The organism is Microcoleus vaginatus PCC 9802 (genome assembly GCA_022701275.1).
GTDB classification, from domain to species: domain Bacteria; phylum Cyanobacteriota; class Cyanobacteriia; order Cyanobacteriales; family Microcoleaceae; genus Microcoleus; species Microcoleus vaginatus_A.
In genome coordinates, this window is the sequence record CP031740.1 from 4,631,596 (window position 1) to 4,643,969 (window position 12,374).

Genomic DNA, 12,374 nt, shown 5'->3' on the forward strand with positions numbered 1-12,374 from the left:
GCTAAACTCGACATTAGATTTAATAGGCAATCGCATTCAAGCATCGGTTTCAAAAATAATCTTAAGTACCTGATTAGCCTCTTAAATTCCTCTTCTCTCAACTGCTGTCGTTTAATCAGCCTTAGCCTCCTTCCTTTTGTACTTAGTCTTAACTCAAGTATCAACAGCTCTTACATGAAAAATTCAACTATTGTTTTAAACTCGTGTTTTCATAATTTGAGCCACAAAGTATATTAAGAAAAATGTAATTCCCTGAATACCACAGCAGAGCGAGCGAAAATAGTAGATAGTAACTCTCAGAAGGTTCTGGCTTGACAGAAGCAGTAGGAATACGTAGATATGACTAACATCACAAAACTTTTCCTAGGATATCACATTAACGAAGAAATTTACGCAGGCAATCGAACTCTAGTTTATCGTGGCATTCGCTCTTCAAAGGGCCAACCGGTCGTCATCAAACTACTGCGAAATGAGTTTCCCAGCTTCAACGAACTCGTTCACTTCCGCAACCAATACGTCATTGCTAAAAACTTAAATATCCCCGGCACTGTCAAGGCATACAGCCTGGAAAACTACCATAACCGCTATGCTCTGGTGATGGAAGACTTTGGCGGAATTTCCTTAAGTAGCTACTTTGCTAATCTAGCAGAAGCTAGCAACGAAACCCTAGAAGGCTTGCCTGTTAACGAGTTTCTTCCTATGGCGATTCAAATTGCCAACGCCCTTGACGGACTTCATCGCCACCACGTCATCCATAAAGACCTCAAGCCCGCCAATATTCTAATTAACCCCACCAGCAAAGAAGTGAAGCTGATTGATTTCAGCATCGCTTCCATGCTGCCGCGCGAAACCCAAGAAATTCAAAATCCCAACGTCCTTGAAGGCACTTTACCTTATATATCTCCCGAACAAACGGGGCGAATGAACCGAGGCATTGATTACCGCACAGATTTCTACTCGCTAGGAGTAACATTCTACGAATTACTAACAGGAAAGTTACCATTCCAAACGGATGACCCAATGGATTTGGTACACTGCCACCTCGCTAAGCAACCTATCCCAACCTCAAGTGTCAACAAAAGCGTTCCATTTTTGCTGTCGGAGATTGTCAGCAAACTGATGGCGAAGAATGCTGAAGCTCGCTATCAAAGTGCCCTAGGACTCAAGTTTGATTTGGAAACTTGTTTATCCCAGTGGCAAGAGACAGGGGCGCTAACTAACTTTACCATAGGGCAGCGAGATTTGTGCGATCGCTTTACTATCCCCGAAAAATTGTACGGTCGAGAAAGCGAAGTATTTTCGTTGCTAGCCGCCTTTGACCGGGTGAGTGCAGGTAGCACTGAAATGATGCTCGTTTCTGGTTTTTCTGGTATTGGTAAAACCGCTGTCGTCAACGAAGTTCACAAACCTATTGTCCGGCAGCGTGGCTACTTTATTAAAGGCAAATTTGACCAATTCCAACGCAACCTTCCCTTTAGTGCCTTTGTCCAAGCTTTTCGCGACTTTATGGGACAATTGCTATCTGAAACAGATGCTAACATTGAGCGATGGAAATCAGAAATTTTGGCTGCTTTGGGCGATAGTGCTGGGGCGATAGTTGAAGTGATTCCCGAACTAGAACGTATTATCGGACCGCAACCGCCCGTCCCCGAACTTTCTGGCAGTGCCGCGCAAAATCGCTTTAACTTGTTGTTTGAAAAATTCATTCAAATCTTTACCACCAAAGAACATCCTTTAGTAATTTTCTTGGACGATTTGCAATGGGCAGACTCAGCATCATTGAAATTGATGCAACTGCTGATGAGCGACATTGATAACTGCTATCTATTTTTAATTGGAGCTTATCGAGATAACGAAGTATTTCCAGCGCATCCCTTGATGCTGACTTTATCGGAAATTGAAAAGGCTGGAGCAAAGAAGAATACTATTACTTTAGCTCCTTTACAACAGTCACATATTAATTATCTGATTGCAGATACTTTAGTTTGCTCGACAGAGTTAGCCACACCTTTGACACAATTGGTGTATCAAAAAACGCAAGGTAATCCCTTCTTTAGCACTCAGTTCCTCAAGTCATTATATGAAGATGGACTGATTGAGTTTAATTTCGAGATCCGTTATTGGCAGTGCGATATCTCTAGAGTGCGATCGCTAGCAATCACCGATGATGTGGTTGAGTTTGTGGCGCTTCAGTTGCAAAAGTTGCCAAGTCAAACGCAAGAAGTTTTGAAGTTCGCAGCCTGTATTGGCAATCAGTTCGATTTAGGGACTTTAGCAATTGTTGATGAAAATTCGCCAGTAGAAACCGCAACATCTTTATGGAAGGCACTACAAGACGGGCTAATTTTACCCGTTACCGAAGTTTATAAGTTTTATCAATCACAGGGAGATAGCGAATCGGTAATCGGTAATGGAAAGGAATCTCAGCAATTATCAATTACCCCTGACCAATTACCCAAATATAAGTTTTTACACGATCGCATTCAACAAGCTGCTTATTCCCTCATTCCTGACAACCAAAAGCGATCGACTCACTTAAAAATCGGTCAACTGTTATTACAGAATACGTCTGAAGCCGAACGAGAAGAAAGAATATTTGATATTGTCAACCACTTAAATGTGGGAGTTGAGCTAATTACCCAAGAGGCACAACGGGAGCAATTAGCACGGTTAAATCTGGTTGCCGGAAAGAAAGCCAAAGCTGCGACGGCCTATTCTGCTGGGGTTGAATATTTCAATAGTGGCAGAGAATTACTTACAGCAAATAGTTGGCTCCATCCATACGAACTAACATTAGCGCTGTATACAGAAGCAGCAGAGGTGGCATATCTAAGCGGTGACTTTGACCAGATGGAAAAATTAGCATTAGTGGTGGAAAACTGCGCCAAAAGGCTACTGGACAAAGTGAAGGTATATGAAGTACAGATGCAAGCTTATATGGCGCAAAATAATCTACAGGAAGCACTGAATACGGGACTACAAGTTTTAAAGCAGTTGGGGGTAGAGTTTCCCTCGGAGCCAAACTCGTCAGATATTGGGCAGGCACTAGGGGAAACTTCGGTAATTTTGAATGGCTTGCGAATTGAAGATTTAGTTGACCTGCCTCAAATGAGCGATTCCTATAAACTAGCAGCTATGAGACTTTTATCAAGTATCTTTGCTCCTGCATACATTGCTGCTCCTGCACTGTTGCCTTTGACGGTGTGCAAACAAGTGCAATTATCCGTCCAATATGGGAATGCTTCTGTTTCTCCCTTTGCTTACGCCAATTATGGTTTTCTTCTTTGTGGAGTTGTGGAAGATATTGATTCAGGTTATCAGTTCGGTCAATTGGCTTTAAGTCTAGTGTCAAAGTTAAATTCTCAAGAAATCAAAGCCAAGACAGCCTTTATAGTAAATTTATTTATCCGACATTGCAAAGAGCATCTGAGAGAAACCTTAGAGCCTTTGGTGTCAGCTTACTCTAGCGGAATGGAGGCAGGAGATTTAGAATATGCAGGCTATAATTTATTACAGTACTCCTGTTCAGCTTACTATAGTGGCAAAGAACTGACTGTCCTGGAAAGAGAAATAGCAAGAAACAGAGATGCTATTCATAAAATCAAGCAAGAAACAGCCCTAAACTATATAGAGATATATTGGCAGGCTATCTTGAATTTGGTGGGAAAAAGTGAGAATTACTGCCTTATAAAGGGTGAAGCCTGCGATGAGCAGATGAAGTTGCCATTTTACCACCAAGCGAACGATAAAGTGGGAGTTGCATACATATATTTAAACAAACTTTTACTTTGTTATTGGTTGGAAAATTACTCAGAAGCGATTGAAAATATCGCTATAGCAGAGAACTATTTAGATGCAGTGGTAGGAATGCCCGTTGTTCCTGTTTTCCATTTCTACGATTCTTTGGTGCGGTTGGCGGTGTATTCTGACACTCCAGAGTCAGAACAACAGGAACTTCTCGACCGAGTACAAGCTAATCAAGAAAAAATGCAAAAGTGGGGGCATCATGCCCCCATGAATTATCTGCATAAATTCTATCTCGTAGAGGCAGAACGGCATCGGGTTTTAAACCAAAAAATAGAAGCGATCGAGATGTACGACAAAGCGATCAATGTTGCTAAAGAAAACGAGTACATCCACGAAGAAGCACTTGCTCACGAACTCGCCGCCAAATTTTATTTGGAATGGGGCAAAGAAAAAATTGCTAAACCCTATTTAATTGATGCTTACTATGCTTACGCTCGTTGGGGAGCAAAAGCAAAGATTGACCATCTAGAACAGCGTTATCCCCAATTGCTTGCTGTGATCCTGCAACAGGCTCGAAGTCGCCAGTATCCGAGCGAAACAATTGACACTTCCAGCAGTGAATCATCACTATCTAACACGACTAGAACAATTATCGGTAGCACCAGCAGTTCGGAATTAGTAGATTTGCCGTCAGTTATCAAAGCTTCTCAAGCTCTCTCCCGTGAAATCGAGCTTGAGCAATTGCTGACGACTTTGATGGAAGTAGCAGTTCAAAATGCCGGAGCACAAAGCGGAGCATTAATTTTGGATGAAGGTGGAAAGTGGAGAGTGGCCGTACACTGTACAAATCGCCAAGATTGTCATTTGGAATCGCTTCTAGTTGAAGAAAGCAAAGCAATTCCTCTGAGCATAATTAACTACGTCAAACGTACAAAAGAAATCCTGGTATTCGATCGTGCCAGCACTCAAACCACCTTCGCGGCAGATCCTTACATCATTGAGCAGCAACCCAAGAGCGTTTTATGCACTCCGATTCTCCATCACGCTAAAGTAATGGGCATTCTGTATTTAGAGAATAATCTCACAACGGGGGCGTTTACGCGCGATCGCGTCGCCATCCTCAACATCCTCTGCTCCCAAGCAGCAATTTCCTTACAGAACGCCCGACTGTATCAACAATCTCAGGAATATGCCCAAAAACTAGAGCAGTCTATCCACGATCTCAAACAGATGCAGTTGCAATTGGTACAGGGTGAGAAAATGTCTGCTCTCGGAAATTTAGTTGCAGGGGTAGCCCACGAAATTAACAATCCCGTAGGCTTTATCGCCGGCAACTTGCAACCGGCTCAAGAATACGTCGGGGATTTATTCAACTTGATTGATTTGTATCAAGAAAGATTTCCCAATCCGGGAGGGGAAATTGAAACAGAAATTGAGGATATAGACTTGGAGTATTTGCGAGAAGATTTGCCCAAATTGATTGGCTCAATGAAGGATGGAGTTGAGCGCATCCGCAATATAAGTACGAGTTTGAGAACGTTTTCCAGGGCAGATAGCGATCGACCAGTTTCTTTCAATATTCACGACGGACTCGAAAGCACTCTGCTGATTCTCAAGCACCGTTTAAAAGCGAGCGAGTTCCGCCCTGCCATTGAAGTTGTGAAAGAGTATGGTAACTTGCCCCTAGTGAAATGCTTTCCCGGACAGTTAAACCAGGTATTTATGAACGTACTGGCAAATGCCATTGACGCTCTGGAGGAGTCAAATAAGGAGCGCACTTTTAAGGAAATTAAAGCCAGACCTAATCAAATCACGGTTCAAACTGCTCTGAGCGAATCCAAAAATCACGTTTTGATTCGCATTAAGGATAATGGAGTGGGGATGTCGGCGGAAGTCAAGGAAAACATCTTTAACCACTTATTCACTACTAAGTCTGTGGGTCAAGGAACTGGATTAGGATTGTCTATAGCCCACCAAATTGTTGTGGAAAAACATGGAGGTACATTAGTGGTGAATTCCTCCCTCGGTCAGGGTTCGGAGTTTGTGATTTCTATTCCCTTGTGAGCAGTTCCTAGTAGGTCTTTAGCGCAATTAGCGCCGCCTCGCAATTACAAGCCTCCTTATTAGAAGAAAGAGGGAATGGAGAACGGGGAACGAGCAACAGGCTAAGGGTTCTTTTGCTAGGAAATAGCGACCTACGGACTAGGGAAAGAAAGAATCTAGACTAATTCCCCCGTCCTCCGCCCGCACCTTATTCGTGCTTGAGACAGCGGTTTGCAACTGCCCGCTTTACCAACACTCTTCCCTTTTTTTGTGCCCTGTTTTGAGTTAAGAGTTTCCTTGAGATTTTAAGCCTCTACCTTACCCAAATGAAAGCAGCTATCATGCTACTGAGATTGTGGAGTTAAATTTCATAAATAATATGATAAGGTGCGCGCACCCTAGGTTAATAAGGTGCGCGCTTGCCGCTTGACGCTGAGATGTACGGAGAGGGTGGGATTTGAACCCACGTTAGAGTCACCCCTAAAGTAGATTTCGAGTCTACCGCATTCAACCGCTCTGCCACCTCTCCAATTGATTTGAGATGTGAGCTAAAAGTATCTTACCGCACAGTGCGCCACATTGTAAATCTTTATAAAAAAGAAGTTTGATTTTCTTCAGATTCCAAAGTGGTCTTAAATCCCCCTGCAGGAGTCCACTGAAGAGCTCCGTCGCGCCCTGTCCAGAATATCTGGGTTTTGGTTTGGCGCAGTTGGGCTGCGGTTTCTGGGTCGATTTCGTCAGCAGATGCGATCGCCACTTGCGGCCCCACTGCGCCCAATAACTCGGCCGTCAAGGTTTTTCCCGACCACCACAGCACTTGAGCCGGCTTCAAGCTTCCCGTTGCTGCCAATTTTTTTTGCGCTTCCGGTGTCATTTCACCGACTAGCAACCAAGTTCTATTGCCCACGAGCAATTCTACCACCGGAATCTCCGCATTCACGAACTGCAACCGCGTCGAACCCAGATCAACTGTACTGTTAGTTTCTAAAGGAATGTAAACGCCTTGGCGTGATTGCACAGCCGTCATAAATTCCTGATTGCTGCCACGGTGAATTTGTTTCGGAGCATTCTTATCATAAAATGTTTTAATTGGCAAGCGTTCTAGCAATTTTCCCCAACCTGCGCTCAAACCTAAATCACCGTGAGTGGCGATCGCAAAATTCACAGAATTGACTCCTTGCTGCTGCAAAAAAGGCAACACTGTAAACCTTACGGTATTTTCATCACCGCTATTAATTAGCGTCACTTTTCCCCTATCTTGAATTACTAAAACAGGTTCGCCAGATGTCGCCAGCAAAGTAACTTGAAATAAAGATGATTGAACGTGCCAAGCTGGCAAAACTATGATACTTATTCCCGCCACAAGCGCCAGCGGTAAAATCCAAGCCGATGAAAAACTCGGCAGCGAAATAACTCTACTTTTCCCCTTCTTATTTCTTCCTTCTTCCTTCTTCCTTCTTCCCTCTTCCTTCTTCCTTCTTCCCTCTTCCTTCTTCCTTCTTCCCCCAATCCACACCCAGCAAATTAAACTGTAAAGTGCGATTAATTGAAACACCGATACTTGACCGACAGCTACCGAATTACCGGGTAATTGCGAGAAATATTGGGCGATCGCAATTAACCCCTTTGCCGGATAATCGAGCAGTTGCGCTAAAACACTGCCAGCGGGCGGAAAAATCAATCCAGCTAAAGCGCTAACCATCCCCCCAATACTCAAAATCCACAGCAAAGGAGCCGCAATAATATTGACTAAAATGCTGTAAGGCGATACCACACTAAAAACATAAAGTAGCAGCGGCAGCACCCAAACGGAAGCGGCGATTGGAACCACAACAATCGAAGCGATCGCGGGAGGCATCCAGTCCAACTTTGCCATCAGTGGCGGCGTTGTCACGATTAACCCCAAAGTTGCCAAAAAACTCAGTTGAAAACCTAAATCCCAAATCCACAAAGGGTTAACCAGCAGTAAAATAGTAGCAGCGATTAACAGCAATCCCAGCGGCTTAACTTGGCGGTTCAGCACCAAAGCAAATAGTGTTCCAAATCCCATCAAAGCCGCGCGGCATACTGAAGCTTCAAAGCCAGTTAATCCGACGAGCAAAAATAAAGCACCGACGCCAAAGCTAAATTGTAATTGTTTGGAAAAACGTCTGGTTAAAGCTAGAACTAAAGCCAAAACCATCGAAACTTGAGTGCCGGAAGCTGCGATTGCGTGGGCTAATCCAGCCTGCACAAAATAGTCGCGGATGTTGTAAGGTAAATCTACTGCTTGTTTGCCGAGGGCGATCGCACTGATTAAGGGCCCTTCGGGAACATTTAACTGCGATAGTTGCGATCGCACGATCCGCTGCCGCATCGCTTGAATTTTCGATGCCTGCATCCCGCTGGGCTCCAAGAAAGCAGCCGTTTGGCTGTTAACTCGATTTACATCCGCGATCGCATTTTCTCTCCTCCAGTCAATTTGACGCCCTTTGATCCCTACAAAAGCTCCTTCTCTGGCTAAATATGTTTGAAAATCAAAAGCCCCCGGATTCGACGGCGGCTGCGGTTTGTACAAGGAACCCACAACTGCGATCGTATTGTCGGCGTACAAGCCAGTTGCTTGCAGCAGCGGCACTGTAACGTAGAGTTTGCCGGATACTGGGCGGTTTACAACTGCTCCTCCCTCGCCGCCGTTGATTTCGCTAACTAAATCTGTTTCTAGCCAAAATTGCGATCGACCCGATCGAGTCAATCGAGGCGTACTGACAACTCTACCGCGAACTGTCACCGCCACTTCTTGAGTGTTGCCGCCAGCCGGAATCAGTTTGCTGATGTCATCTATTGCTGGTTGGGGCGATCGAACTGCAAAATAAACGCTAGCTAGAAATGCCACCAAACCCGCAACTGCCCACACCCATTTCGCTCTCGGCAGCATCTCCAACAAACTCAACTCTTCCCTAGCATCTAAGGGTGCTTCAAGAGCATTTTCTTTTTGTCTGCTGCGTCTTTTCTTGGTGACTTTGACAGAATTTTTAGTAAATTTTCGCAACAATTTTGGCAGGGCGATCGCCACCGCTATTCCCAAAGCAAGTATCCCGTATCTACCCCAAGAAACCGCTGTAGAAATCAATCCCAAAATGTAGGCAAGACAGAAGATAACACCCGTTGCTTGATTCATTAATTAGTAATTTAGAGGGGGAATATTTCAGGGAAACCTATGCGGGACGTATGCACTCCTTACCAAAAAAACCGGGTTTTTAAACCTAGATAAAAAGCTAAACGCGGTGTATTTAGATAAAAAACCCAGTTTCTGGCTACCCGTGCGTAAGTTATGGCAAAATTTCTTTCCTTACATTCTTTCCCTTCCCCTTCCCCTTCCTCTTCCTCTTCTAAATAGACAGCCCCAATTTTAAACCGAAAGCCGCGTGCAGCACCATAAGTGCAAGGGCTGTTGTGCCTAAATAAGCGTGAACCGCGCGCAGTGCCAGCTTATTGCCCCCAAAACCCGTTAGCGATATCAAGCTGCCAACAGCCAGTAAAACCAGCACTGCCGAACCTGTCCAAAAATGCGGACTTTCCATGACTGGCTGGTGCTGCATCACCAGCGACAGCAAGCCGCCTGTATAGCCCAAAGCTAGAAACAGAAACATCCACGGTGCAAGCTTGCGGTGATCCGAGCGACTTTTGAGTGCGACATCTTTATCGGTGGCCAAACGTCCCTGCCATCCCGTATACCCGACAAAACTGCCCATCGCCACCACCACTATCCCCATCATTACAGGGTGTCCCCAATGGGTAATTGGTTCGGGAATTCCCAGACTGCGAAATTGACTGGCGATGGGTTCTAGTAGTTCGCTGAGATTTATCATTTGCTTGAGATTCCTAACTTTGCGATCGCTAATTTTGATTTAACCAACAACTTACTCTAAATAGCAATATATCGATCGCGATTTTCAATCACTGTTTCCAGCCAGAAGTCTGTATAAAATAAAAGAGCCGGACACAGGAGAAGTGGATTCCCTAGCCTCAGCCGGGGAGCGGCCATTTCAGTTAATTTGAGCTGAGCACTATCCAGTTTTTTGTCCTCACACCCGTAAGAGGATGCTATTGCAGACGGCGCTATGATTAAGCCTTACCGATTTTTGCAGCGAATTGCTCAACTCCTCGCCTACGCTTACTCCGCACTGATTGTCAGCTATCTGATTCTGAGACTGATCTTTTGGGACAGGCTGTGGCCGATTGCCTTGATGGGGGATTTTGTTCCTTGGATTTTATTGCCAATCTTCCTGCTGCCACTTCTAGGGTTTTTTATCATAAAGAAACGCTGGTTCGCGATTGTTTCCTCTGTGGCTTGCATCTGTTTGCTGGGTTGGCTACACGTCACCTACTTTTCTCCCCAGCCGACGAACATCAGTGACTCCCAGCCAACCCTCAAGGTTTTTTCTCTCAACCTCGGCTGGCATCACAAATCCCCACAAGCTTTGGTTAACCTAATTCAGGAAGAAAAACCAGACCTCATTTGTTTGCAAGAAATTAAGGAGGATTACGCCAAAGAAGTCTTCTCTAAGTTGGCCGCATTATACCCGCACCACCTGGGGCGCGGATACCATGTGATTCTCAGCAGATATCCCATTCGCTCTTTCCAAAAGTTAAAGCTAGCCGGTGGGAACGAACCACAGGAACGAGCTATTATCGAAATGAACCAGCAAGATGTAGTTCTTTATAACATTTCAACAACCCCACCGTGGTTTCGCCAGCATAAAATTTTGCCTTTCCTCAAAATCCCAGTTTACGAGTACGGCGACCGACCGGCACAAATTCAAGATTTAGTGCGGCGACTCCAGAAAGAAACGCTGCCGACTATTGCTGCCGGGGACTTTAATCTGACTGACCAGTCTCAAGACTACTATTATTTGAGAGCGGTTATGCAAGATGCTTTCCGAACAGCAGGACTGGGTTTTGGCTTTACTTTTCCTCACGGGTGGGATCTGAATTTACTGGTTAAACAGTTAAACTGGAAATTAACTTTTCCCCTGGTGAGGCTTGACTATGTTTGGTATTCTCAGCACTGGGGGGCGAAATCAGCCAAGGTTTTACCGCCAATTGGTTCAGAGCATCTGCCGCTGTCGGCCCAACTGCGGATGCAACCGGAATAGGGACGAGTGTAGGGGGTACGCAACACTTTGGTGGGGCTTCCACAATGGAATTAGTGTCAATTAAAGCTCCGGGCGAAGATTCTGATGCTGTTGGCGAATCCGTGAAGCGTGACACCCCACATTTGCTCCCGTCCCACCCCTGTTACATCATTTCCGCTAATTACCCGCAATTAATTTTTATTTCCCTGTTTCTCTTTCTTCTTTCTTCTTGGCGTACTTGCCATCTTGGCAGCTCATTATTAAACCCCCCAAGGAAACAAAGTATTGATTCGCCAGCAGTCTCATGGAATTCGCGGCTATCCAAACAAGGAATTTTAGACAAATGAAGATGTTTTCACATCAAGCACACACTAATTGCTCGAATTAAGCCTTACCGGCTTTGCAGTTGACTGCTGAATCGCCCCTAGGCGATAGCCCCCGGTATGCGCTTCACCCAATCTTCACAGCCTCACCCTCACTCTGGATGTTAAATTCTACCTGCCTGCTCAAAGTTAATTTCAATTCCTTGACTTTTGAATGCCAAGTGAGAAATTAACATCGCAGCCGACGAGCAGTCACACTTCTAAATTTTGCTAATCGCTCTCAAGGGAGAATCAACTGCTGAAAAAAAACTAGAGGTTCCAAGTTTGAGACTTCTGGCATAAAGTATGCCGTCTGCCCAGGCTCACTTCGATCGACTCAGCGCTAAACCGTCTGAAGGCACCCTGATAGCACCCTTGTCTGTTGAGCAGCCATCGGTGTGCACCTAAATGAACCCTCTCAACTAACTCGCTGGGGATTCGGTTTTAGCAGACAAGCACTGACTTTCTTGCGTCGCCTTCCTCGGAACCGTGCAATCGCTACACTCACTGCGCCGTCGCTAAAGTAGCTTCCGAAGGTTGGATTTGATACTTTACGAGATTTGCCAGTTCTTGTAACTGACTAATAGCTTCTGCACCTTCTAGTTTCATGAGTTCGCGGTCGTCCCGCATCTCAGTCCAAGTGATACCGTAATCTGACACTAAGAATCGAATCAGATGGTTGTCCGTCAAACTGACCATAAATGAGGCACTGTTCATCTGACCCCCGCAAGTGTAGCAGGATGCCAGATAACCCCGATGCTCTAGCACGATCGCTAAAGCTTGGAGGTTCATTACCAAATCTTGAACGAATTTACGGTGTTGTTCTGCAAGTCTCAGAAACACAGTTCTCCTCCTATCACCACACCGTGTATTTTACATCCCATTTAATAATTTCTTAATAAATGGGTATTTAGGTGCTGGTTTAGTATACGTTTAGTATGCTCAAAAAAAATCGGATTAGCGACCTCTTCAGCCTACCTATACTAGATTAACCGAGTTGTGGGCGAAACGAAGTATCAGCAGCGACATTCAGCCAAAACAGGCTCTCGTGGGGGACTCCAGCCGGAAAATTTGCCTGCTGTCAGGGCTGATTCAGCCGTCGGAG

At 45.0% G+C, this 12,374-nt stretch carries 5 protein-coding genes and 1 tRNA gene; 2 read left to right on the plus strand and 4 right to left on the minus strand.

The window, feature by feature from the left end; translation table 11 throughout:
- Nucleotides 1-339: 339 nt before the first annotated feature.
- On the plus strand, nucleotides 340-5,811 hold the full coding sequence (locus D0A34_18815; GenBank protein UNU20657.1) for a GAF domain-containing protein: 5,472 nt from the start codon (nucleotides 340-342) through the stop codon (nucleotides 5,809-5,811).
- Nucleotides 5,812-6,232: 421 nt separating this feature from the next.
- Here the strand turns inward: D0A34_18815 and D0A34_18820 are convergent.
- The 3 genes from D0A34_18820 to D0A34_18830 all read right to left on the minus strand — a co-directional run bounded on the left by D0A34_18820 (nucleotide 6,233) and on the right by D0A34_18830 (nucleotide 9,641).
- Nucleotides 6,233-6,319: transfer RNA gene (locus D0A34_18820), tRNA-Ser, on the minus strand.
- Between the two features lie 60 nt (nucleotides 6,320-6,379).
- Nucleotides 6,380-8,950: a ComEC/Rec2 family competence protein gene (locus tag D0A34_18825; GenBank protein ID UNU20658.1), complete on the minus strand. Its 2,571-nt coding sequence runs from the start codon at nucleotides 8,948-8,950 to the stop codon at nucleotides 6,380-6,382.
- Nucleotides 8,951-9,161: 211 nt separating this feature from the next.
- Nucleotides 9,162-9,641 carry a DUF4079 domain-containing protein gene (locus tag D0A34_18830; GenBank protein ID UNU20659.1) on the minus strand — a complete coding sequence of 160 codons (480 nt, stop codon included), beginning with the start codon at nucleotides 9,639-9,641 and terminating at the stop codon, nucleotides 9,162-9,164.
- A gap of 252 nt (nucleotides 9,642-9,893) precedes the next feature.
- On the opposite strand from D0A34_18830, the gene D0A34_18835 reads away from it, so the two are divergent.
- Nucleotides 9,894-10,928 carry an endonuclease/exonuclease/phosphatase gene (locus tag D0A34_18835; protein ID UNU20660.1) on the plus strand — a complete coding sequence of 345 codons (1,035 nt, stop codon included), beginning with the start codon at nucleotides 9,894-9,896 and terminating at the stop codon, nucleotides 10,926-10,928.
- A gap of 845 nt (nucleotides 10,929-11,773) precedes the next feature.
- Here D0A34_18835 and D0A34_18840 read toward each other — a convergent pair.
- Nucleotides 11,774-12,112, minus strand: a complete 339-nt coding sequence (locus D0A34_18840; GenBank protein ID UNU20661.1) for a DUF1815 family protein — start codon at nucleotides 12,110-12,112, stop codon at nucleotides 11,774-11,776.
- Nucleotides 12,113-12,374 lie beyond the last annotated feature (262 nt).